The sequence below is a fragment of the Weizmannia sp. FSL K6-3076 genome, assembly GCF_038007245.1.
Lineage (GTDB): Bacteria > Bacillota > Bacilli > Bacillales > Bacillaceae_C > Weizmannia > Weizmannia faecalis.
The window spans coordinates 2,330,682-2,354,979 of record NZ_JBBOWU010000001.1 but is presented as its reverse complement, the minus strand read 5'-3'; the positions used below and the strand labels follow the sequence as shown (position 1 = coordinate 2,354,979).

General features: G+C 47.5%; 21 protein-coding genes and 2 tRNA genes. 16 read left to right on the top strand and 7 right to left on the bottom strand.

What is annotated here, in order from left to right:
• Nucleotides 1-199: 199 nt before the first annotated feature.
• Nucleotides 200-1,057 (bottom strand): aldo/keto reductase, encoded by an 858-nt coding sequence (locus tag NSS95_RS11285; protein ID WP_340713893.1) that lies wholly within the window; start codon nt 1,055-1,057, stop codon nt 200-202.
• A gap of 197 nt (nt 1,058-1,254) precedes the next feature.
• Between NSS95_RS11285 and NSS95_RS11280 the strand changes: the two genes are divergently transcribed.
• Complete coding sequence (locus NSS95_RS11280) at nt 1,255-2,286, top strand: NADH:flavin oxidoreductase/NADH oxidase (protein WP_179234547.1); 1,032 nt, start codon at nt 1,255-1,257, stop codon at nt 2,284-2,286.
• A gap of 373 nt (nt 2,287-2,659) precedes the next feature.
• Here the strand turns inward: NSS95_RS11280 and NSS95_RS11275 are convergent, their stop codons facing one another.
• The gene (locus NSS95_RS11275) at nt 2,660-2,869 is read right to left on the bottom strand and encodes a helix-turn-helix domain-containing protein (protein WP_019721420.1); all 210 of its coding nucleotides are present in this window, start codon (nt 2,867-2,869) and stop codon (nt 2,660-2,662) included.
• 268 nt (nt 2,870-3,137) lie between these two features.
• On the opposite strand from NSS95_RS11275, the gene yugI reads away from it, so the two are divergent.
• Nucleotides 3,138-3,524, top strand: a complete 387-nt coding sequence (yugI, locus tag NSS95_RS11270) for a S1 domain-containing post-transcriptional regulator GSP13 (protein ID WP_013860098.1) — start codon at nt 3,138-3,140, stop codon at nt 3,522-3,524.
• A gap of 315 nt (nt 3,525-3,839) precedes the next feature.
• On the opposite strand, the gene NSS95_RS11265 is transcribed toward yugI, so the two are convergent.
• The 3 genes from NSS95_RS11265 to NSS95_RS11255 all read right to left on the bottom strand — a co-directional run bounded on the left by NSS95_RS11265 (nt 3,840) and on the right by NSS95_RS11255 (nt 5,247).
• On the bottom strand, nt 3,840-4,037 hold the full coding sequence (locus tag NSS95_RS11265) for a hypothetical protein (RefSeq protein ID WP_179234546.1): 198 nt from the start codon (nt 4,035-4,037) through the stop codon (nt 3,840-3,842).
• Between the two features lie 356 nt (nt 4,038-4,393).
• Nucleotides 4,394-4,873 (bottom strand): GyrI-like domain-containing protein, encoded by a 480-nt coding sequence (locus tag NSS95_RS11260; protein ID WP_225620993.1) that lies wholly within the window; start codon nt 4,871-4,873, stop codon nt 4,394-4,396.
• A 143-nt stretch (nt 4,874-5,016) separates the two neighbouring features.
• Nucleotides 5,017-5,247: a DUF378 domain-containing protein gene (locus NSS95_RS11255; RefSeq protein ID WP_014097577.1), complete on the bottom strand. Its 231-nt coding sequence runs from the start codon at nt 5,245-5,247 to the stop codon at nt 5,017-5,019.
• A gap of 156 nt (nt 5,248-5,403) precedes the next feature.
• Here NSS95_RS11255 and NSS95_RS11250 point away from each other — a divergent pair, with 156 nt between their 5' ends.
• The gene (locus NSS95_RS11250; protein ID WP_014097578.1) at nt 5,404-6,753 is read left to right on the top strand and encodes a glucose-6-phosphate isomerase; all 1,350 of its coding nucleotides are present in this window, start codon (nt 5,404-5,406) and stop codon (nt 6,751-6,753) included.
• Between the two features lie 117 nt (nt 6,754-6,870).
• On the opposite strand, the gene NSS95_RS11245 is transcribed toward NSS95_RS11250, so the two are convergent.
• A complete protein-coding gene (locus NSS95_RS11245; RefSeq protein ID WP_014097579.1) occupies nt 6,871-7,872 on the bottom strand; it encodes a potassium channel protein in 1,002 nt (333 codons plus the stop codon).
• A 166-nt stretch (nt 7,873-8,038) separates the two neighbouring features.
• Between NSS95_RS11245 and NSS95_RS11240 the strand changes: the two genes are divergently transcribed.
• From NSS95_RS11240 to NSS95_RS11205, 8 genes are all read left to right on the top strand, one after another.
• A tRNA-Ala gene (locus tag NSS95_RS11240) sits at nt 8,039-8,111 on the top strand.
• Between the two features lie 18 nt (nt 8,112-8,129).
• Nucleotides 8,130-8,202: transfer RNA gene (locus NSS95_RS11235), tRNA-Ala, on the top strand.
• 1,171 nt (nt 8,203-9,373) lie between these two features.
• Entirely contained in the window at nt 9,374-10,303 is a 930-nt protein-coding gene (locus tag NSS95_RS11230; RefSeq protein WP_014097580.1) for an ornithine cyclodeaminase family protein, read from the top strand.
• A gap of 14 nt (nt 10,304-10,317) precedes the next feature.
• On the top strand, nt 10,318-11,787 hold the full coding sequence (locus tag NSS95_RS11225; protein WP_014097581.1) for an aldehyde dehydrogenase family protein: 1,470 nt from the start codon (nt 10,318-10,320) through the stop codon (nt 11,785-11,787).
• A gap of 527 nt (nt 11,788-12,314) precedes the next feature.
• Nucleotides 12,315-13,481, top strand: coding sequence for an NAD(P)/FAD-dependent oxidoreductase (locus NSS95_RS11220; RefSeq protein ID WP_110134057.1), 1,167 nt, complete (start codon nt 12,315-12,317; stop codon nt 13,479-13,481).
• A 75-nt stretch (nt 13,482-13,556) separates the two neighbouring features.
• Complete coding sequence (gene solA, locus NSS95_RS11215) at nt 13,557-14,708, top strand: N-methyl-L-tryptophan oxidase (protein WP_026685157.1); 1,152 nt, start codon at nt 13,557-13,559, stop codon at nt 14,706-14,708.
• Between the two features lie 52 nt (nt 14,709-14,760).
• Nucleotides 14,761-15,231, top strand: coding sequence for a divergent PAP2 family protein (locus NSS95_RS11210; protein ID WP_026685158.1), 471 nt, complete (start codon nt 14,761-14,763; stop codon nt 15,229-15,231).
• A 216-nt stretch (nt 15,232-15,447) separates the two neighbouring features.
• Nucleotides 15,448-16,995 (top strand): IS5 family transposase, encoded by a 1,548-nt coding sequence (locus tag NSS95_RS11205; protein ID WP_340713892.1) that lies wholly within the window; start codon nt 15,448-15,450, stop codon nt 16,993-16,995.
• 772 nt (nt 16,996-17,767) lie between these two features.
• Here NSS95_RS11205 and NSS95_RS11200 read toward each other — a convergent pair.
• On the bottom strand, nt 17,768-18,550 hold the full coding sequence (locus NSS95_RS11200; protein WP_071452002.1) for an SDR family oxidoreductase: 783 nt from the start codon (nt 18,548-18,550) through the stop codon (nt 17,768-17,770).
• A 355-nt stretch (nt 18,551-18,905) separates the two neighbouring features.
• On the opposite strand from NSS95_RS11200, the gene NSS95_RS11195 reads away from it, so the two are divergent.
• The 5 genes from NSS95_RS11195 (at nt 18,906) to NSS95_RS11175 (ending at nt 24,269) form a co-directional block, all read left to right on the top strand.
• Nucleotides 18,906-20,000, top strand: a complete 1,095-nt coding sequence (locus NSS95_RS11195) for a glycosyltransferase family 2 protein (protein ID WP_035184211.1) — start codon at nt 18,906-18,908, stop codon at nt 19,998-20,000.
• Complete coding sequence (locus NSS95_RS11190) at nt 19,993-20,679, top strand: glycerol acyltransferase (protein ID WP_026685161.1); 687 nt, start codon at nt 19,993-19,995, stop codon at nt 20,677-20,679. The genes NSS95_RS11195 and NSS95_RS11190 overlap by 8 nt, the downstream gene beginning before the upstream one ends.
• A 222-nt stretch (nt 20,680-20,901) precedes the next feature.
• Nucleotides 20,902-22,953, top strand: a complete 2,052-nt coding sequence (locus NSS95_RS11185) for a methyl-accepting chemotaxis protein (RefSeq protein WP_340713891.1) — start codon at nt 20,902-20,904, stop codon at nt 22,951-22,953.
• A gap of 308 nt (nt 22,954-23,261) precedes the next feature.
• Nucleotides 23,262-23,633 (top strand): substrate-binding domain-containing protein, encoded by a 372-nt coding sequence (locus tag NSS95_RS11180; protein WP_340713890.1) that lies wholly within the window; start codon nt 23,262-23,264, stop codon nt 23,631-23,633.
• 126 nt (nt 23,634-23,759) lie between these two features.
• Nucleotides 23,760-24,269, top strand: coding sequence for a PTS sugar transporter subunit IIA (locus NSS95_RS11175; protein WP_211061952.1), 510 nt, complete (start codon nt 23,760-23,762; stop codon nt 24,267-24,269).
• The last annotated feature ends 29 nt before the right edge of the window (nt 24,270-24,298 follow it).

The following is a 24,298-nucleotide window of genomic DNA, read 5'->3' as shown; positions in this document are numbered from 1 at the left end:
CCCATGGTGGCTTCGCATTCGCTGGAAAAAAAGCAGCCGGCATGAAAAGTACAGCAAAACCAAAGGGGATCTCTGGAAAAATCAATCAATCGCCGGAAAGCCGCAAGAAATTGGCGATGGGAGGCGCTCCGGGAGAAACCGGTATCATTTCCGGAAAAGCAATTAAAAAAGCAGCTGCCCAGAGAACAGCTGCCCGTCTTTATTCCGGCCTTACGGAAGTTTGTGCTAAAAATTCTTCGTCATCCGGATTCCTTCCGTACCGTTTCCCGGTGTTCAAAGAAGCGATTTTTTTCATGTCTTCCGGGGTTAACGAGAAATCGAAAATCTCGCTGTTTTCTTTAATCCGGCTCGGGGTCACCGATTTTGGAATGACGACAATGCCTCGTTCCACGTGCCAGCGCAGCACAATTTGCGCCGGGGTTTTGCCGTATTTTTTCCCAAGCTCAACCAAAACAGGCTGCTCAAGCAGGTTTGTTTTGCCCTGGCCGAGCGGGCCCCATGCTTCATGTAAAATATGATGCTGTTTCAGAAATGCATGCAGTTCATTTTGCGGAAATTCCGGATGTGTCTCAATTTGGTTGATCACCGGCACCACTTCGCTATGGGCCAGCAAATCTTCCAAATGGTGGATTTGGAAATTCGATACGCCGATCGCTTTTACTTTGCCTTCATGGTAAAGTTCTTCCATTGCTTTCCATGTTTCAATATATTTCGGTGACGGCCAGTGGATCAAGTAAAGATCCAAATAATCGGTGCCAAGACGGTCGAGGCTCGCCTGGAAAGCGGCTTTTGTTTCTTCATAGCCGTGGTCGTAGTTCCACACTTTCGACGTAATGAAGATTTCTTTCCGGTCTACGCCGCTTTCCCGGATTGCATCGCCGACATATGTTTCATTCCCGTAAATCATCGCAGTATCAATATGGCGGTAGCCGGTTTCCAGCGCGGCTTTCACAGCGTTTTTCAACTCATTTTCTTCTTTTACAAGAAAAACGCCGAGGCCGAGTTGCGGGATTTCAACGCCGTTATTGAATGTTAATTTTGGAATCGTTTGAGCCATCCTTCATTCCTTCTTTCGCTTAGATATGTAAGTGTATGAGGATTTTAACACAATCAGGCAGAATTTTGCACGCACAAGGACTGTGAGCGCAAGTTTTGACGGTTGGAACACCGGTTTGTTATATTTGGAACGAACTTTTCCGCCATTTACATAGCGGTTCAGGTGCAAAAATATCAGGCGTAAGGAGTGGTTTTGCAATGAATGATTTATTTACCCCGTACAAGCTGAAATCGCTTGAAGTGAAAAACCGTATTGTCATGCCTCCTATGTGCCAATACTCCGTTGAGAAAAAAGATGGCGTTGCCACTGACTGGCATTATGTCCATTACGTCAGCCGTGCCATCGGGGGTGCCGGCCTGATCATTATTGAGATGACCGATGTGGAGCCGGACGGCAGAATTACCGACAACGATCTCGGCTTATGGTCTGATGAACAGATCGCCCCGCTTGCCAAAATTGTGGAAGCGTGCCACCAGTACGGCGCCAAAGTCGGGATTCAAATCGGACATGCCGGCAGAAAAGCACAGGATGCAAAACAACCGGTTGCCCCTTCCCCCATCCCTTTTGATGACCATGCAAAAACACCAAAGGCATTAACGAAGGAAGAAATCAAAGAAATCGTCCGCAAATTTGGCGAATCTGTCCGCCGCGCTGTCCAGGCCGGTTTTGACACGATCGAATTGCACGGCGCACACGGTTATCTGATCCATGAATTCCAGTCGCGCTATACAAACAAACGGTCAGATGAATACGGACAGGATTTGGCATTATTCGGAAAAGAAGTCATCGCCGCTGCCAAAAAAGAAATGCCTGCTGACATGCCGCTTATTATGCGCATTTCAGCCCGTGAATATGTCGATGGCGGGTATGGCATTGAAGAAAGCATTGCATTTTCGAAGGCGTATAAGGAAGCGGGTGTTGACCTGTTTCATATCAGTTCCGGAGGCGAGGGCCCTATCGGTGCAGACGGGCGCCCGGGGACGCACGCTGCTTACCAGGTGCCGCTTGCACGCCGGATCAAAGAGGCTTTAAACGTTCCGGTCATTGCTGTCGGCCGGCTGGAAGACCCGGTTCTTGCCAATGCGGTAATCGGAAACGAAGAAGCAGATCTTGTTGCGGTCGGCAGAGGCATGCTGCGCAACCCGTACTGGGCGCTCGAAGCCGGTATCGTGCTCCGCAAAGACGCAGGTATTCCGGTCCAATATACAAGAGGATTTCCAAAAAGATAAGGAAGGCTGTTTGCAGCGGCCGCCCGTAGAAGTTCCCGAAGCGAACACTTGAAGCCGGTACCGCGCTGGAAAAACGGTCCAATATACAAGGGAATTTCCAAAACGGTAAGGAAGTCTGTTTGCAGCGGCCGCCCGTGCATTCTGGCTGAAAGGATAAAAAGCGAATCCAAAAAACAGGAAAACAGCGCTCTAAACGAGGCGCTGTTTTTTCTCTTTACAGCATACAAAAAACGGGGCCGGAAAACCGGACCCGCAAAAATAAAAAAAGGGGGAATACTTATGATAGTGCGGCTTCCCGAAAGTCGCCCTCACTAAGGAAAGCATTGTAGTATTAGGATAGCCGTTGTGAATGAAATTTAAACCTCTTATAAAATTATTTTTTTCCGAGCGCTTCCAAAAATACGGAAGCGGCTACATCAAGAACAGTGGAGAGTTTTAATATTGTCTGTGTGGTCGGAATTTGTTCCCCGGTTTCGTACTGTTCGAGTGTATGTTTGCCAATCCGGGCTTTCACGGCCAGTTCTTCGATGCTCATCCCGTTTAATTCACGGTAAAATTTCAACTTCTCGCCAAAGCTATTCATGAGACGCCCTCCCTTAACGATTATTTTAAATAAAAATACTTCCTTTCCATATTCATTTCTTTATTTTATTGTAGCATATGGGCGGGTGGCAGGCTGAAGCAATTTTTTGAACTTTTTTAAACACGGGCACGATAAAAATGATAAATAAAGGTTCCGGGTGCCTGCCGGGGCCAGGCCTGAAAAATATTTGGGGAATGACATGCACTCGTGACTATGATATAATATTTTATTGCGTATAACAGGAAAAAACAATACTAGGAGTGTTTTCATGTCAAATTATGAAGCAGGAAATGTATACACCGGAAAAGTGACCGGAATTAAGCCGTTCGGCGCGTTTGTAGCGCTTGATGAAGAGACACAAGGCCTTGTCCATATTTCCGAAATTAAACACGGGTATGTCAAAGATATTCACGATTATGTCCACATCGGGGATGAAGTCAAAGTAAAAGTGTTGTCGGTAGACGAAGAAAGCGGCAAAATCAGTCTTTCCATGAAAGCAACGGAAGAAGCGCCGCATCAAGACACAAGGAAACCGCGCCGGCGCCAAGGTGCCGTGAAAGCCGCCGAAGAGTCCGGAGAAGGTTTCAACACGCTGCGCGATAAGTTAAAAGAATGGATTGAAAAATCAAAACGTGAAGATTTGATTAAAAAATAATCGGGCGATTCCGGGCATATAGATTGTCCGGATTTTTTTATCCGAAAAAAGCCGGGCATACCGCAGTCTGCGCGGACCATTCAGTTTACGGATCATAGTGCCGTGCCGCCAAGATCAGGCCGAAAATCCCGCTACTGTCACACAGCATGAAGCGGGAAGAATGGCCAATAACGGAAAACTTGTCAGCGCCGCCGCATGAAAAGCGTGATGCAGATCGCTTGTACGCACAGGTCACCGTTAGACCAATTGGCTGATTTTCGTCCCTTTCGTCAAGCGGGTCCCTATTAGGTATAAACATCGATATATTTTTTCATGTTAGTTTCCATCGCCATCATTTCTTTGGAGAGGAATAAAGTCATCTGGAATGTCCCAGTCAGGTTCGTTTTGTTCCTCCCAATTCTGTATACCAATGTTGAAAACGAAGCCAGAAAAATCACCGTTATCTCCATGTTTATGCAATTTAGCATAAACATCAGTAGCTGCTTTTTCCTCCCCTTTCACATCGAGGACCATATCATAAATCTCAAACTTTTTCCTTTAAAGGAATATTGTGAAAGAAATTCCACAGATTCCGTGTATTGGGCATAATCTTTAACGTTTTCAAAATCCGTTCTTTTTTTAAGCATAGAACCCACCTCCACCTATTATTTAAATCAATTTTGAAACCCATGATGATCCTGCACTGTTCTTCTTTTTAGTTGAACGAAACATGACTACATGTGTTGCAAGAAGCAATGTCGGTTGATTTTGACGCGAAAAATTTAAGTTCATTTTATATCGTATGCTGAATGCGCTTTACCAGTTGCATCTGTCTGAAACCATGTGCCATGCAGAATCGTTTGCCTAACGCGGGAAAACTCACCCGTGTATTATTCGATATATAGCGGGATATAAAGGGTCAATTCGGGTTCATCGATTAAAGGTTCGTATGATGTCGGATAATCTTCACGATGCTCAAGCTGCCCCTGAAAGACGGTGTAGCCGTTTTTCCTGATCCATTTATACAACTCGGCATACGCTTTTTGCACGTCTTCGCCTTTATATTTCGCAGCCGCAAATGTATAGGAAGGAACAGTCAGAGCTGTCATGCCTTCCGGAACCGCTTCTATGTAGGCCACTTCACGGACAAGATAAAAGGAAAACAAACCTTCATCATCCTGCGAGTGGTAGGAAAGCCCGATCACAACACTGGGATCCGTGCAATGACGGATTTTCCCCATTTTTTGCTTAAATTGATGGAAAAATCTTTTGATCTCCCCGTTTGCTGCCTGTTCGAAGGTACCGGTCCATTTGCTCCCGACTGCGTTAAATGCATGTTTCTGAACAATTTGAATTTCCAAGCTGCACACTTCCCCGCTCATCTTTATAGCTTCATTTTAAATGAAAAAAGAAGCGGGCGTAAAGGAAAATAAGATAAAAAAACACAAAAAAAGGCAGGCATGCTGCACTGCCTTTGTTACAATGAAAACACGGTTTCCCAAGGCTGTATCTCTTATCTCGTCGGTTTTGCCTGGGTGGACCGCTCCACTTCGGCATCCGGTTTGAAAAGCAGGCCGAGGTTAATCAGGCCGCAAATGCCGACAATGCCATAAATGACCCGGGAGATCGCGGAATTGTCGCCAAAAATGGCCGCTACCAGATCAAAGTTGAAAAAACCGATAAGGCCCCAATTGATCGCGCCAATAATCGTGAAAATTAACGCAATTCTTTGTACAATGCTCATTTCTCTACCTCCTTGTTCAATGTACAGGAATAGCATGGCAAGAATCTGCAAACATTATGCATGCAGGAAATGTGAGAAATTCGTTACATTCCTTGCGAAAAGGGTAAAGATTCGGTAAAGTGGAGATGGTAAATCGATAACAGGAGGATCTGGACAATGACGCATATTCAGTTTGATTATTCAAAAGCGCTCGCGTTTTTTAACGAACATGAAATTACATACTTAAGCGAACCGATTCGATTGGCCCACAAACTTTTACATGAAAAAACCGGTGTCGGCAATGATTTTACCGGCTGGCTGACATTGCCGAAAGACTATGACAAAGAGGAATTCGCCCGTATCCAAAAAGCAGCAGCAAAAATCCAAAATGATTCCGACGTGCTACTTGTGATCGGGATCGGCGGTTCTTATCTCGGTGCCCGTGCTGCCATTGAAATGCTCAACCACAGCTTTATGAACGTGCTGCCGAAGGAAAAACGCAAAAACCCGCAAATTTTCTTCGTCGGCAACAGCATCAGCTCCACCTATATGAAAGATTTAATGGACGTTCTGGAAGGAAAAGATTTCTCCATCAATGTCATTTCCAAATCTGGAACAACGACAGAACCGGCGATTGCTTTCCGTATTTTCAACAAACTGCTCATTGAAAAATACGGCGAAAAAGAAGCAAAAGGCCGCGTCTATGCGACAACAGACCGCGCAAAAGGGGCATTGAAAACGCTGGCTGATGCGGAAGGCTACGAAACATTCGTGATTCCGGATGATGTCGGCGGCCGTTACTCTGTGTTAACGCCTGTCGGTCTGCTTCCGATCGCAGTAAGCGGCGTTGATATCCAAGCGATGATGGACGGAGCAGCAAAAGCCGTTGATGATTTCTCAAACCCTGAAGTAGCGGAAAACATTGCCTATCAATATGCGGCTGTCCGCAATATTCTGTACCGCAAAGGCAAAACGATCGAAATGTTGATTAACTACGAACCGGGACTGCAATATTTCTCTGAATGGTGGAAACAATTATTCGGTGAAAGTGAAGGGAAAGACCAAAAAGGCATCTATCCTTCTTCCGCAAACTTCTCGACCGACTTGCATTCCCTTGGCCAGTATGTACAGGAAGGCCGTCGCGATTTGTTTGAAACGGTCGTAAAAGTCGAGCAGGCGCGGGAAGAACTGACAATTGAAAAAGAAGAAAACGATTTGGACGGTTTGAACTACCTGGCCGGCCGCACCGTTGACTTTGTGAATAACAAAGCATTTGAAGGCACATTGCTTGCCCATACAGACGGCGGCGTACCGAACCTGGTCGTCTCGATTCCGAAAACCGATGCCTACACATTTGGCTACCTCGTTTACTTCTTTGAAAAAGCCTGCGCGGTAAGCGGCTATTTAAATGGCGTCAATCCGTTTGACCAGCCTGGTGTTGAAGCATACAAGAAAAACATGTTCGCACTCCTCGGCAAACCGGGCTATGAAGATTTAAAAGCAGCACTCGAAAAACGTTTGAAATAATGCAGAAAAAAGCAGGGCAATGGGCAGCCCTGCTTTTTTTCATTTGAGGAAAGCGCCAAGGATCGACTGTAAGCCAAAACTTTCGGCTGATCAAAAGGGGATTCTGCATTTGCATTGTTACTTGTCTTTTTCCAAAACGACAAACAAATGCTCTTCATCCGTAATGGTATAATCCAAGGGCGGATTGATCATGGTGTCATCCCCCGATTGGATGCCGATTAAAATTTTCCGCTCTTTTTGCAGCTGCCGGCTCAAATCTTTTACCGTCAAGTTTCGCCACTTCGGCTTCACCGGAATAAAGTCAAGGTGATTTTTTTCCTGCTGGTTCAATAACGACAAAAGCGTATCGGACATTCCGTTTGAAATCAGGCTGTTCAGCATGACAAAGCTTGCCTGTGTATTTGCCTGGATCACTTCATCCGCGCCCGCCCGCTTGGCATTTACAACCTGGTCGGCTGTCTGGATCTCCACAATACAATATGCATCCGGATTCAAGCCTTTGACGGCAAGCAGTGTCAGGACTGCGCCCATGTCTGCTTCCGTCTCCGTTTTATGCTGGTCGGACGTGATCAGCACCGCCTTCGCTGCCTTGACATTTGCTTTTTTCAGCGTCTCGTCCTGATACGGCTTTCCTTTTATAAAATAAACATTGTCATAAGGGTAAGGGTTGGATTCAAGTGTTTCATCCACCAATACAACGGGCTGCCGCTCTTTTAATTCCATGAGCTGCCCGATCACTTTTCTGGCGCGTTCGTTCCAGCCGATAATGACCATTTGTTTCCCTCCCGTAAACGCCGCTTTTCCTTCCAAAAAAGCGTTTTGCCGTGTAGCCGTTGCACCGGCCAGCGCCACGAAATAGGCAGACAGTATGCCGGCACCCGATAAAATGAGGATGATGCCGATCAGCCGGCCCGCCAAAGTGACCGGGTACAAATCCCCGTAACCGACCGTTGCCGTCGTGATAACGGCCCACCAAATACCGTCAAAAACCGTCGGGAAAGTTTTCGGCTCGACAAAATGGATAGCCAGCCCGAATGCAAAGATCACAGCAAGGGCCAAGTTCAATATCCGGACAATGATCGGCCAGCGTAAAAAACGGTAATAAAATAAATGAAACATACCGTCCACTTCCTTTTTTGGTATCTCCAATAGTATTCCCCGGCCTCAATGCGGAAAAACAAGGCGGCAAACGGGAAAATATTTTTTTAAAAAAATAGTTGCACGATCGTTTTTCGCATTGTATAATAACATTGTCGCTGATGAAAAACGGTGATCATGACAAAACGGGGCATTAGCTCAGTTGGGAGAGCGCTACATTCGCATTGTAGAGGTCGGCGGTTCGAATCCGCTATGCTCCATTCCCAACTTTATATCACGGGGCATTAGCTCAGCCGGGAGAGCGCTTGCATGGCATGCAAGAGGTCAGCGGTTCGAACCCGCTATGCTCCATACTGGAAAACGTCCAGCCTGTTACGGGTTGGACGTTTTTGCGTATATGCCTTTCTGATGAAAAATAAAATCAATTCCTGCGAAAAACTGTCCCGTTGGTGTACGCCATCAGACAAAAGCGGCAACAATTCGGAGAGAATTGTCCCCAGGCGAGCTCAATTAGACAAAAGCAGCAAGAACGTGGTTGGAAATGTCTAATTAGGCGTTCCAATTGGACAAAAGCGGCAAACACCCAGGGAGAACAGTCCCGTTGGTGATCCCAATTAGACAAAAACAGTAAACCTCCGAGTAGAATTGTCCAGATAGAGTCTCCAATTGGACAAAAGCGACGAACCTCCGTGGAGAACTGTCCCGATAGAGCATCCAATTAGATAAAAGCAGCTAACCCCGTGGAGAATTTATCCTTCATAAGCCTGATGAAAGACAAAACACAGGTCCATAGACGGCGAACTGTCCTTCATAAGGCCGATGAAAGACAAAACACCGGGCCATGAACGGTGAACTGTCCTTCATAAGACTGATGAAAGACAAAACACCTGCCAGGAGACGACGAACTGTCCTTCATAAGGCCGATGAAAGACAAAACACCTGCCGGGAAACGACGAACTGTCCTTCATAGGGCTTATGAAAGACAAAACACCGGCCAAAGAACAGCAAACTGTCCTTCATAGGGCTTATGAAAGACAAAACACCGGCCAAAGAACAGTGAACTGTCTTTCATAGAGCCGATGAAAGACAAAAGACTGGCCGGGAAACGACGAATCGTCCTTCATAGAGCCGATGAAAAACAAAAGACTGGCCGGGAAACGACGAATCGTCCTTCATAGAGCCGATGAAAAACAAAAGACTGGCCGGGAAACGACGAATTGTCCTTCATAGAGCCGATGAAAAACAAAAGACTGGCCGGGAAACAGTGAACTGCCCTTCATAGAGCCGATGAAAGACAAAATACAGGTCCATGAACACGCAAACGGTCTTTCATTCGTTTGATGAAAGACAAAATATAAGCCCGGGAACAAAGAATTGTCCCACTAGAGCCCTCCAATCAGACAAAAGCCGCGAGCCCACGTCCCGAAGTTGCTGTATCCTCGGCTGCCAAATCCTTTTTATCATGTTCCCGCTTTGCCTCACATATATTTTTACCAAATCCCTGAAGGAAGGAGGTGCGGCCTTGCTTGTCCTTAATGGATGTGATGTCCTCAAAGCAGCCTCCATGCAGGAAATGATGGCGGCTGTAGAAAAAGCATACCGCATCTATGAAGAAAACGGTTATCAAATGCCGCTGCGCACGCATTTTACCATCCGGGACAACTCCGTCCTTTTCATGCCGTGCAGCACAAATGAGGCAGCCGGCGCAAAAATCGTCTCCGTTTTCCCGGACAACAAGGACCGGCCGGTGACCCAGGGTGCTGTGCTGCTCGTCGACAGCAGGAATGGATCCATGAAAACGCTCATGGACGGAACGGTTTTAACCGGGCTCCGGACCGGGGCAATCGGCGGGGCGGCGGCAAAATATCTTGCGCCAAGCGATGCCAAAACAGCCGGGCTTATCGGAACGGGTTACCAAGGGCTGTATCAGCTTGCCGGTGTTTGCACCGCACGCAACATCGAAAACATTTTTTTATTCAACCGGACACCTTCTAACATTCCTCCGTTTATTCGCCGGTTCAAAACGCTCATTCCAAATATCCCGGTTCATATTGCCAAATCCGCCCGTGAACTTGCCGAAAAGGCCGATATCCTCATTACGGCAACATCATCTGCCACACCTGTACTGCCGGAAGAAGACCTTTACGACGGAAAGCTTGTCATTGGCATTGGCTCATACCAGCCGCATATGCGCGAATTTCCTGATGCGCTTCTGAAAAACTTGAAATCGATATATATCGACTCGCACGATGCCGCAAAGGAAAGCGGGGATGTAGACAGCCGGCTTAAAACCATTCCGTTTTCCAAAATTGTCACGCAAAAAGTAAAACCGGATCCAAACACGCTACAGGTTTTTAAATCAACAGGCATGGCCCTGTTTGACCTGGTGGCTGCAGAAACGGTTTATAAAAAAGCCATTCAGCTTGGAATCGGGCAAATGCTCGATTTTTAAAGGGGGAACAACACATGGAAAAATATTTGAATTACATTGATGGCGAGTGGTGCGAACCGTCAACGGGAAAATTTGCCCCGGTTGTAAATCCTGCAAACGGGAAAACATTGGGCGAAGTGGCGCAATCCGCCGAACCGGACCTTGACCGTGCCGTCCAGGCTGCCAAAAGCGCGCAAAGCGTGTGGCGGCTCGTCCCGGCACCTGAGCGCGCAAACTATTTATACAAAGTCGGGGAACTGTTAAAACAAAGAAAAGAACAGATCGCGCGCACGCTTACAAGCGAAATGGGCAAGGTGATCGATGAAGCGCGCGGGGAAGTACAGGAAGCGATTGACATGGCCTTTTATATGGCAGGGGAAGGGAGACGCCAATTTGGTGATACCGTACCCTCTGAGCTGCAAAATAAATTTGCGATGAGCATCCGTGTGCCGGTCGGCATTGCCGGGCTGATCACGCCGTGGAATTTTCCGATCGCCATTGCTTCCTGGAAGTCACTGCCGGCGCTTGTAACCGGGAATGCGGTGATTTGGAAGCCAGCCACGGAAACGCCGGCAACAGCGTGCGCATTTGTGAAAATTTATGAAGAAGCGGGGCTCCCAAAAGGGCTTGTCAATCTTGTCCATGGCTCCGGTTCCGTGATTGGTGAAGCGATGGTGGAACATCCGGGCATCGGTCTCATCTCTTTTACCGGATCAAATGAAGTCGGGCGTAAAATTAACGAACGGGCGGGCGGCCTTCTGAAACGGACTTCGCTTGAAATGGGCGGGAAGAACGCCGTGATTGTCATGGATGATGCGGATCTCGATCTTGCAGTGGACGGCATTCTTTGGGGCGCATTCGGCACGAGCGGGCAAAGATGCACGGCCACAAGCCGGGTCATCGTCCATAAAAAGATCAAAGATGCACTGGAGGAAAAACTGATTCGGCGAACGGCGGAATTGAAAATTGGCGACGGCCTTGATGAAACGGTGGCAGTCGGCCCGGTTATCAATACAGAAGCGCTCAACCGCATCCACCAGTATGTCGAAACAGGTAAAAAAGAGGGGGCAAGGCTGCTTACGGGCGGGCGCATTTTGCCGGGAAAAGGATACTACTATGCGCCGACTGTTTTTACGGATGTCAGCCCAGAAATGGTCATTGCGCAGGAAGAAATTTTCGGCCCGGTTGTTTCGATCATTCCAGTGGCAAGCCTTGAAGAAGCGATTGTCGTTAACAACAGCGTCACTTTTGGGCTGTCGAGCGGTATTTTTACAAAAGATGTGAATAAAGCTTTTCAGGCGATGCGTGATCTGGATACCGGGATTGTCTACATCAATGCCGGGACGACAGGGGCTGAAATCCATCTGCCGTTCGGCGGGACAAAAGGAACGGGCAACGGGCACCGTGACTCAGGGCCGGCAGCACTTGATGTATACACGGAATGGAAGGCCGTGTATGTCGATTTCAGCGGGAAACTGCAGCGCGCCCAGATCGACAACAATTAGGCTCCTCTGCCGCACGGGCAGCAGGGTGAAAACGGATCAGCACATCATTACATGTTTGGCAGGTAAAAAGTGCCATGCTTTATCTTCGCGCCAATAGGAACAGGAGCAAAATGATCAGCATGAATGTTTAAGATTTTCCAAACCACAAGTTGAAAGTGGAATCAGGCGTACGCGATATCAAAATCGACAACAATTAGCGCCCATGCATGCAGCGCCATCAGTGGATTGGCAAAGACAAAAAAGAGAGGTCGACAACAATTAGACGCCCATGCCGCACTGAACGCGGCACTAGCAAAAGAATGAAAATCAGCCGGCACATATTTTTAGGATAGAGGCCCATGCTTATGGGCCAACGGGAGAATAAAAATCAGCGATGCATATTTTCAGGGTAGACGCCCATGCCGCACTGAACGCGGCTCTAGCAAAAGAATGAAAGTTAGCCGGCACATATTTTCAGGATAGAGGCCCGTGCATACGGCGCCAGCGGAAGAATGAGGCGACTATTTTTAGAATAGAGGCGGGATGGGATGAAAAACAAAGCGGATGTGATCATTGTTGGCGGCGGGATTATCGGTTCGAGTGTGGCGTACCATTTGCTCGCGGATGGATTTGCCGGCAGAATCATTGTATTTGAAAAGGATCCTTCGTATGCATATGCCTCAACCCCGCGGAGCGCAGGCGGCATCCGGCAGCTTTTTACAACGGCGGTCAATATTCAAATGAGCCGGTACAGCCTGCAAGTTTACCGAAACTTTTCCAAATCAATGACAATCGGCAGCGAAACGTTTGAAGTTGATTTGAAACAGCGGGGCTACTTGTTTTTGGCAACACCAAGTATGATGCCGCATTTTAAAAAGCATTTGAAACTCCAGCACCAAAACGGCGTCTCATCTGAATGGCTCGGAAAAAAAGAACTGCTGGGGCTCATTCCCGAACTCGACACGCGTGATCTTGCAGGCGGGCTGTATTGTGCGGAAAGCGGGTATTTGGACCCGTACACGGCGATGCAAGGGTTTATAAAAAATGCGAAACATCTCGGCGCGGAGTATATGTATGAAGAAGTGGACCGCTTTTTAGCGGAAGAGGGCCGGATAAAAGGTGTGCAGCTCAAGGATGGCCGGGCGTTTTTTGCGCCTGTTGTCGTGAACTGTGCGGGCGCCTGGGCTTCCGGACTGAGCAGCAAAGCCGGATTGCTACTTCCGGTTATACCGGTACCGCGGCGGATTTTTATGTTTGATGTGGAAAAACCGCTCGCAAAACCGTTGCCGCTGACGATGGATCTGACCGGTGTCTATTTTAGGCACGAGGGGCGCAAAATTATTGCCGGATACGGGGAAGAGGAAAAGCCGGCGATCGACTTCAGCTGGAAGCGGTCCGAATTTGAGGAGCAGATTTGGCCTATTCTCGCTGGCCGCATCCCGAATTTTGAAAAGGTAAAAGTCGAACGCGGCTGGGCCGGCCTTTATGACTACAATACGGCCGACCATAATGCCATCATCGGCGAGCATCCGGAAATGAAAGGGTATTTTGTCGCATTCGGGTTCAGCGGGCACGGCATGCAGCAGGCACCGGCTGTCGGAAAGGGGCTGTCGGAACTGATCCGGACCGGAAAGTATGAAACCATTGATCTTACACCGCTCCGGGTCGAACGATTTGCAGAAAACGACCTTGTTACAGAAGATGCCATTTATTAAAAGGGCATCTTCTGTTTTTGCCTCATTTTCCAAACTACATGGTATAGTTATAATAACGGAAAGGGAGGGAATACAATGGAGAAACATTACGATGTTATTGTCGTTGGTGCCGGTTCAATGGGAATGGCAGCCGGTTATTTTCTGGCAAGGCAAGGTGTAAAAACGCTTTTGCTGGATGCTTTTGACCCGCCGCATACATCCGGCAGCCACCACGGCGAAACGAGAATCATCCGCCATGCCTACGGGGAAGGACGGGATTACGTGCCGCTCGTGTTGCGGGCGCAAACGCTTTGGGATGAACTGGAAAAGGCATCCGGAGAAAAGATTTTTGCCAAGACCGGCGTCCTCAGTTTCAGCCCGGAGGATCATGCGGCCTTTTTAAACGAAGCAATCGAAAGCGCAAATACATACAACCTCCCGATTAAAATGATGACCGGTGCGGAAGTGGAAAAACGCTGGCCTGGCATTTCACTTCCCGCTGGCTTCCAGGCCATTTATGAACCGGATGCCGGCGTCCTGTTTCCCGAAAATTGTATCCGCGCCTACCGTAAACTGGCGGAAGCAAAAGGTGCGCGCTTGCTTGCCAATACCCGGGTTACAGATTTGAAAACCGACGGACAAACTGTCACCGTTGTAACAGAAACCGGCACATTCACCGCTGAAAAATGCATTGTCAGCGGCGGTGCGTGGAACGGGAAATTGCTTGAAAACGTAGGGCTCCATTTGCCGCTTCAGCCGGTCCGGAAAACGGTCGGTTGGTTTGAAGCGGACGAAGCACTGTTCAATGCGGATGTGTTTCCGGCTTTTACAATGGACGGATACGAAGGAACATATTACGGCTTTCCAAGTTTTAACGGAAGCGGCGTGAAAGTCGGGCGCCATGACGGTGGGCAGGCAACAGATCCTGATACAATGAACCGGGAATTTGGTGCATACGGTGAAGACGAGGGGGATATCCGGGCATTTTTGAAAACATACATGCCAAGGGCAGCCGGGCGCTTAAAAAAGGGAAAAGTATGCTTGTATACCCATACGCCGGATGAACATTTTATTATCGATACCCATCCTGCATATCCCAATGTGGCCATTGCCGCAGGATTTTCAGGACATGGCTTTAAATTTGCAAGCAGTGTTGGAGAGATGCTTAGCCAAATGGTGTTAAAAGACAATATCCCACACCCGCTGCCGCTTTTTTCAATCAGCCGGCCTGGCCTTGGGTGGAAATAATGGTGTTTCGTCATGCACGGAAAATTCATGAAAGTGAAAGTAAGGAGGAAAAATGTTTTTATCATATCCGATTTTATCCGCTTTACTTGGCATGCTCGTGGCACAAATCGTAAAAGTGCCCATTCAATTGATCACATCCGGGAAATTTGACTGGAGAATGGCGTTTTCAACAGGCGGCATGCCCAGTTCGCACACCGCGATGGTTATCGCCCTTACGACTGCCATCGGGCTGACTTCCGGATTTGGTTCCAATGCATTTGCCATCAGCATCGTATTTTCATCCATTGTTATTTACGATGCCATCGGTGTGCGCAGGCAGGCTGGTTTTCATGCAGAAGTGCTGAACCAGCTGCTTGCAGATTTCTCCCGGCTTCTCGATACAATGAAAGACCCGGGGCTGAAAAATGCCGAATCCCGGCAGAAACTGAAAGAACTTTTAGGGCATAAACCGGCGGAAGTATTTTTCGGGATCATAACAGGCATCCTCACCGCCGTGTTGACATTCCTTTTGTACCCGTTTTAAAAAACCGACTATATAAAATGAACAAAATGTGGCCGCTCTGTTCAGTAAGCCCTGTGTAAAGCAAGCGCGGAAAATTGAGGGTCTTCCTTAACATAGGGCTTGCTGAATAAGCAAAAGTTCCAGATTTGACAAGGATTTTGGCTACTTTTGTCGAATATAAAGTGTAAGGATTTCAAAGGAAACACGTAAAAAACCTTGCACTTGGAGGCTGTTACGATGTACAAAAAGACCGAACATCAATTAACTTTTGTAGATGATTTTTTTCTACCATTCGGTGGGAAATTAAATAAAGAAAATCGCTGGGTCCGTCTTGCTGAAATGATTCCTTGGTGGATGGCCGAAGAAAAGTATGCCAAGTCCTTCAAGAAGAAATTCAAAGGCGAAAAGGCTTATTCTGTCAGAATCGCTCTTGGGGCTCTTTATATCAAAGAACGGCTTGGGCTGTCTGACCGGGAAACAGTCGAACAGATCACAGAAAACCCGTATCTTCAGTATTTTATCGGCTTGCCTGAATTCCAGGAAAAAGCCCCATTCGACCATTCTCTGATGACTCGTTTTAGAAAACGTTTGGGCGCAAATATCATCAACGAACTGAATGAATGGATCGTTCTGGAAGAACAAAAACGCCAATTGGAAGAAGCATCTAAGGAAAACGACAACAATGATGATCAGGATCACGACGATGAAGATCATGATGATGAAGATCGTAATGATCATGATCGTGGCGATCTTCAGCCTTCCGGTTCCGATTCAGAAAAGCATTCAACTGAATCGGCTTCTCCCAAAACGAAGAACAGAGGAAAGCTCATTTTGGACGCAACCTGTGCACCGGCTGATATTGCTTACCCTACAGACCTTGGGTTGTTGAACGAAGCCCGTGAGAAATTGGAACATATCATTGATGTCCTGCATGAACCACACAAAGGGAAATTACGTAAGCCACGGACCTACAGAAAAAGAGCCCGCAAGGACTATCTTTCTGTCGCTAAGCAACGTAAAGCTGGCGCCCGGAAAATCCGGAAAGCTGTAGGCAAACAGCTCGGATATGTGAAACGAGATCTGGAGATCATTAAAAATCTTGTTTCCCAAAGCTCTCTGTCTCTTTTAAGCAAAGATGAATACAGGCAACTTCTCGTGATTCATGAACTTTACCGCCAACAGGCAGAAATGTACAAAAAGAAAACACACCGGGTTGACCACCGGATTGTAAGCATTTCCCAGCCACATGTCCGTCCAATTGTGCGCGGCAAGGCAAAAGCGAACGTGGAGTTCGGTTCAAAAGTCGCCATCAGTGTCGTAGATGGTTATGCCTTGATTGAGCACCTCGACTGGGAAAATTACAATGAAGGGACCACTCTCAAGGAATCTGTTGAAAACTACTACAACCGGTTCGGATTTTATCCGGAAGCGATCTTGGCAGATAAAATTTACCGAAACCGTAATAATCTGGCATACTGCAAATCTCTTGGCATTCGTCTGAGTGGGCCAAGGTTAGGACGCCCATCCAGAACGGAAGACAAAACCTTGGAACGCGTCGCAAGGCAGGATGCCTCTGAACGTAATGCCGTTGAAGGCAAATTTGGCGAAGGCAAGCGCAAGTATGGGCTGGGCCTTATTCGAGCACGCCTTCAGGAGACCAGCGAAACAGTAGTAGCCCTTCAATTCTTCATACTGAATCTGGAGCGCAAGCTCAGGGTTCTTTTTTTGAAATTTTTACACAACACTATTTTATATTTTGATAATCGGAATTTGGCTTGTATCTGACCAAATTTGATTCGTTCAGCAAGCCCTAACATAGAGGTCGTCTACGTTAAGAAAGTGAAGAAAAACGACGGCCTTTCTTCACATAGAGCCTGTCTAGGTTAAGGAAGCGCGGAAAAACGAAGGTCTTTCTTTACATAGGGCGCGTCTACGTTAAGAAAGCGTGGGAAAATGAAGGTCTTTCTTTACATAGGGCGCATCTACGTTAAGAAAGCGCGGAAAATTGAGGGTCTTCCTTAACATAGAGGTCGTCTACGTTAAGAAAGTGAAGAAAAACGACGGCCTTTCTTCACATAGAGCCTGTCTACGTTAAGGAAGCGCGGAAAAACGAAGGTCTTCCTTTACATAGAGCGCATCACTGTTAGAGCTTGCTGATGAATCCGATTCTGAGTTTGTACCAATTTGTCAGCAAGCAAGTTATGTCTCAAAAAATAGAAGAATCCATCTTCAAAAAGGAGATTCTGTCTTCTCAATACGTTGAATCAGCTTTCAGGTGCAAGCTATTCCCAATTTTTCCAAAGCTGTCAGCATCCTTACCAAATATAGAAATTTTATGTATTCAGTAAGCCCTATATCGTAGTTTGTGGAGTACGATTACAAGCACTGTGTACCCTTTTTAAAAAACGCAAAAAGGCGGCGGACATAGAGTACGCCGCCGTCTTTTAAATGATTTTATAATTTTCGCTTTTTCAAAGTAACCGTTAAGGGATTCGTCCAGCAAGCTATGATTCCCGCAGCCCGCCGGCCGGTGTGCCACTTCACATGAAAAATCCATTTATCCCCGCAGCAGCGATTCCGTCCCGTCGACATAGATGTCTGTGCCGCTGATATGGCTGGAATCGTCCGATGCAAGGAACAAAACAAGATCGGCAACTTCTTCCGGTTTTCCCGGCCTTCCGGAAAGCGGCTGGTCGCCTTCCGGAAATTCAATCGGAATTTGCACCTTTTCCAGTTCTTCCGTACGGTTCGTATTTTGCTCAATTTTTGTTTCAATCGCTCCCGGGCAAACGGCATTGACCCGGATTTTATAGCGGGCAAGTTCCAAAGCTGCCATTTTCATAAACGCTACCTGCCCGGCTTTTGAACTGCTGTAAGCGGACATGCCGATGTTCGAAAAAATGCGGTTGCCGTTGATCGAGCTCGTGATGATGATACTGCCGCCCCTATTTTTCATATGCGGGATGGCATATTTTGTGAGGAGAAAAGTCCCTTTTAAATTGGTCGACAACGTTTTTTCCCAGTCATCCGGGGTCAAGTCTTCAATCGGTGCCACGGTCCCGTTAATGCCGGCATTCGAGAATACGATATCAAGCCGGTCCCATTCCCTGACTGTCTTGTCAACAGCCGTTTTCACCTGTTCCGGATCAGTGACATCGACTTCCAAAGCCATCGCTTCCCCGCCATTTTGTTCAATCCGTCTTTTGACCTCATCCGCCCGTTTCTGTTCAATATCCATTACGCAAACTTTTGCGCCTTCTGCAGCAAGTTTCAAGGCGGACGCTTCCCCGATGCCGGACCCGCCGCCGGTTACAATCGCTACTTTATCTTTCAATCTCATCTTCATTTACTCCTCTCCGATGGAATACGACAGTAGTTTACCCGTTCTTCAACCGTTTGTAACAAACAGGCGGGGGAAAACACTCGCCGGGAAGTTACTGAAAAAGAGCACCTGGACTTTGTCGGAAAAGCATTTGCGAATGGAGTAAAAAGGAAGCCGGGGACCATTCGATTGAGCATTTTCTCGGGGCAAACGGGCACGCGCTGCCGTTTAAGAGTAAGGCATTGGCGTTCGGAAAAACGGCCGTTTCCCTGCACCGGAACAATGCCGGTTCTTTGTTTTTCTCCTCTTTTCCATGTAATATGAAAATAGGATATTTTTCTAGACAGATTGGTTTAAAAGGGGGTTGGATGATATGATCGGAAATGTCGCAGTTGTCATTCCGGCACTGAATCCGGAAGCGCAGCTCGTCCATTATGCCGATCGCCTGTTGGCAAAAGGAGCGGCGCGGATTATTGTCGTGGACGATGGAAGCAGCCCGGCATGTGCGCCGATTTTTCAGATGCTGTCGCAAAAAGAGAGATGCACCGTGCTCCATCATCCGGCGAACCGCGGGAAGGGGCGTGCGCTGAAAACAGCTTTTGCCCATATTTTGGCGCATCACGGCAGCCTTTCCGGTGTGGTCACAGCAGATTGTGACGGCCAGCACAGTCCGGAAGATGTTGAAAAAATGGCAGCAAGCCTCCGGCAACATCCGCACAGCATCATTCTCGGCGCACGGGATTTTAGCCTGGAGCATGTCCCGCCCAAAAGCCGGTTCGGCAATCGTTTGACAAGCTTTCTCTTTAAAGCCCTGTACGGCGCAGAGATCGGCGATACGCAGACAGGCTTGCGCGGCATCCCGAAGCAGGAGCTCGGCTGGCTGCTGGCGCTGAAAGGCGAACGGTTTGAGTATGAAATGAACATGCTCATTTATGCAAGAAAAATGAACGTAAAAATCCGGGAAGTGCCGATCCGCACCATTTATTTTAACCGCAACGAAGGTACCCATTACCGGCCGGTTAAAGATTCGTTGAAAATCTTCCGTAAAATCATATCCGGGCTTTTTTATTATGCTTTTCCCGCACTGATCTTTTTAATCGCAGATATGCTCAGTTTCTCGCTTTTATACCGGTATGTCCTGGCGGGGATTCCGCATGTATGGAAAGTGCTCGCGGCCACTGCTGCCTCACAGGTGGTTGCCTTTGCCGCCTTTCTTATGGTCAAATACAGGCTTTTAAAATGGAAACGATTTTTAGTCCGGTACTTGATGGCATGCCTGTTGTTCATCGTGGTCTCTTTCTTATTAATCGAAGCCGGATCCGGTCTGCTTCAATTTGATCCCGTGCTGGCAAAAACGATTGCAAGCCTTTTTCTTGCCCTTTTCTTCTACCAGCTCCAGCTTCATTGGGGAATTTTTTCCGGCTACCCGGAATATGGGCAACTGGCAGGGGAGAGGCGCCATGGCTAAAGGTTACGGACTATTTTTTAAATCAGTGCGCCAACTTGTGCGTTTCGTTTATCCGTCTTACAAAGCGCAAATTTCCGGGGAAATTGCCGGACCTGCCGTTTATGTTTCACACCATCGCAATTTATTCGGCCCGTTTGTTACATTGCTTTGGTATCCGGAATTTATCCGCACCTGGATTTTGCACGTTTTTCTTGACCGCAAATCTTGCAGCAGGCAATACGCCGATTACACGTTCACAAAAAGATTCGGCTTTCCGCGGGCTTTGGCGAACCCGGCCGCCTTTTTTCTCTCATTCATGATCACAAAGCTGCTGAAATCCGGGAGAGGCATTCCCGTTTTCCGGAGCTCGCGCAAAATCATCCGGACGTTTCAGGAAAGCGTCGAAGCGTTAAAGAACGGGGAGAGCATCGCCATTTATCCCGATATTGACTACACAGACAACGCGGCGGGTGTAAAAGGGATGTACGAGGGTTTCCTGTATTTGGAAAAATATTTTTACAAAGAAACCGGCCGCCACGTCCAGTTTGTCCCTTTGTACGCCAGCAAGACGAAACGATTGCTTGTTACAGGCACGCCGGTTTTTTTCCGGGAAGGGGAAGATTTCCGGACGGAGAAGGAAGTGGTATATGAAAAATTGCACAAGGCATTGAACCGGCTCGCAGCGCAGTACGGCGAATAGCAGGCGAAAAAACGGCAGGGGCATGCTCTGCCGTTTTTTTCTGCAAAATGAATCATGTTCCGTCGCTATAGATGCCTTACGTTTCGGCTTTGCTCCTGAGGACAGGCCAGCCCCCAATATCAAAAACTTTTAAAAACAACGAATTCTAGCCCCTGCCTAAAGCTTTTGCGGAATGGTTCCGATACCTAATAAGTGAGAACGTACATCAAAGGGGAGACAACATTGAAAAAGCAAAAGAAATTCATTCCGCTTACCGTCAAATGGGGCGGCCTGATTTGCGCCGCCATGTTGATATCCATTTTGGCAACGGTTGGACTGGAATATGCCACTACAAGCCATCTGTTAAAAACGAAAAACCGTGATGTCAATCAAATGGTTGCAAACGAAGCGGCATCGCAGGTGGAAGCAGGGCTTGCAAAATACGAAACCTCGCTTGACGAGCTGGCAGGCCTTGTCGAAACGGATCTCCAGCGGAAGAACAAGATGCAGGATATTGAAGCCGAAATCAAATCGGTCCAGACACGGAACAAGCAACTCGTTTCCGCTTATTATATGGATTTCGAGACCGGAAAACTCCATATTTCCCCGGATGCGAAGCTTGATCTGGACGTGCGCAATACGAATACATACCGCTATTTGCAGAAAAAGCCGCAACTGCAGTGGATGGATATTTACAAAGACAAGGTGACAGGCGCCATTATGACGTCCGTTGTCGCGCCGGTTTTTTCGGGCGGAAAGATGGCAGGCGCCGTCGGGTATGACATCAATTTATCCGAAATGGGCAAGATCCGGACAAACATCGAACGCGATTCAAACAACAAACTTGCGATTTTCGATGCAAAGGGCGTGATCGTGACGTCGTTTTTAAAAAACGGCGATGGGAAAAATGCCAAGCCGGCAAACAGCGGAAAAGTAGAAGGGGTAAAAGACTTTGAAAGCAGCACCCGGCTTGACAAAGATTTTGCTTTTGTCGAGAAGATTTATCGTCAAAAGACAGCGACCGCAACTTTTCACTGGAACGGGGCAGGGTATGATGTCTATGCCACAACGATCCCGAAAACCGGCTGGAAAGTAGCCTCTTTTAACCCGCAGTCCGAATTCAGCGCTCAGATTGGCAAAATAAAGAAGATGGGACTGCTTTCAATCGGCATCGGGCTTTTGATCGGCATTGTCTTTGCTGTATTGATTGCCGGCCGGCTCGTTCATATTATCAAAGACCTACAGCAAGTGCTGGCAAAAACGGCGGAAGGGGATCTGGTTACAGCGTTTGCGTTCCGATCCAATGATGAAATCGGGGAACTGGCTAAAAGTTACAATGCCATGCTTCACAATATGCGCAGCCTGATTGCAAAAGTAAGCGACAGTGTCGATAACGTCAACAAAGCGGCTGCCGGCCTTCGTACGGTAACAAAAGAAAATGAAGTGGCTGTGACGGATGTTTCTAAGGCAGTGGAAGAAATTGCGGCAGGCGCAGCCAACCAGTCCGATCATATTGAAACCGGATCAAATGCAATGCGCGATTTGGGCGGTGAAATCGAAAAGCTCGCCGCACAATCGCAGGTCATTGAAAATGCGGTGGATCAAGCAGGAACAGAGATCCAATCCGGTACGAAACAGGTCGATAATCTTGAAGCCTCTTATCAAAAACTGGAACAGGCTTTTGAAAGAGTCACATCGATGATGGCCGGGCTGAATGAAAAATCGAAATCAATCGCACAAGTCGCGGATGTGATCACGCAAATCGCTGAACAGACGAATTTATTGTCATTAAATGCCTCGATTGAAGCGGCGCGTGCCGGTGAAAACGGAAAAGGCTTTGCCGTTGTCGCCAATGAAGTGCGCAACCTGGCCGAGCAGTCGAAACAGTCGGCAAAAGATATTCGGGCGACGATTGCGGACGTGCTCCAAGACATGAAAGAACTAGTGGACGTCATGGAGGAAACGAATGAAATCAGCACCGGGCAGAGAAAAGCGGTCAACTCCGTGAGCACTTCAATTGCCGTTTTGGCCGAAGGATTGGAGAAGATGCTCAGCTCAATTAAACAGGAAGCTGCATCGATCCGCTCGATCGGGGAACAAAAAGATGCCGTTGTCCAAATGATTGAAGACCTCTCCGCTGTTTCCCAGCAAACCGCTGCCGCTTCAGAAGAAATCTCATCTTCCATGGAAGAACAAGCCGCCTCAGCCGGCGAACTCTCCCGCTACACAGAAAAACTGTTCGCCCTCACGGAGGAACTGGAGAAGGAGATTGGGGAGTTTACAATTAAAAAATGATACAAGAGGGGAGTGAAAGCCGTGCTTGCACTCCCTGATTTTTGCCTGCTGCATACAGATGAATAAAATACATTACGGGAACAACAGACGGTTTTTTAGTCCTCTTCCTGTGCAATGGCTTTCGTGTTATAATGATACGTACAAATATCGAAAGGAAACTGGATTACGCCACCGCGGCCACCCAGATCACAAATTTTATTTTTCCCAGATATGTACGTAACAATTACTGTTAATTTGTTGAGCATCTTCAATACTAGAAAAGGAAACTTACATGAATATGAGCAAAAAATACGAAAAAATTAAGCAGGATGGGTGAAATCATGATGTACCAGACAGAGGAAAACAAAATCAATCTATTTAAAAAACTTCATACAATGCTGTCGCGCCCTGAGTTCGCTCCGACTGCAATTGTTTGCTACAACGATCAACTGGCCATTCAAGTCATGAATTTTGTCAAAGAAATCGGTCTGAATATACCAGATGATCTCTCTGTTATTGGGGTTGATGATTACCAGTTTTCAAAGTTTATCAATCCGGCATTAACGACTGTTCGCCATCCGCAGGAAAAGATGGGGATTGATGCCGGTATAACCCTTGGTTGCTCCATTTTCCATGCACGCATTCCATGCACGCAGCATCCGGCAAACGCCCGGTTCATATCCCAACGGGGACGGCGCTAGGCAAATGCATAAATTTTTGGGAGCCATGCAGTCCGGCCCGCCAGTAAACACAGATGATAAATCCGGCATTTTCCATGAAAACTGCCGGATTTTTTTCATACATGTTAAAATAGAAGGTGTATTTAGTTGAAAACAAGGCAGGTGTCCGTTTTGTTTCCTTTTTTCCATCGAAAAAGAAAGGAAGAGCATATTTTTGCGCCAATGGGAGGAGAGGTGACGCCGATTGAGGATGTGCCCGATCCCATCTTTTCCAAAAAAATGATTGGAGACGGCGTGGCAATCAGGCCGTTAGAGGGGCGTGCCGTTTCCCCGTTTGACGGCGAGGTGATCCAAGTATTTCCGACAAAGCATGCAATCGGGTTGCGCGGGGAATCAGGACTGGAAATTCTGATTCATATCGGACTGGAAACGGCTTCGCTTGAAGGAAAGGGTTTTGAAACGGTTGTGCAGACCGGGGACAAAGTGGAAAAAGGCGACCCGCTGATCCGCTTTAATCTGGAATTTATTAAAGCCAATGCAGCCGATACGATTACAGCAATCATCATTACAAACGGCGAGCTTGTAAAATCGCTCGAAAAAAGCACCGGGGTTGAGGCGGTTGCCGGGCAGACGGAAATCATGCGGGCTTGTCTGTGAAACCAAAAAACAGGCTTGAAGCAAGCGGC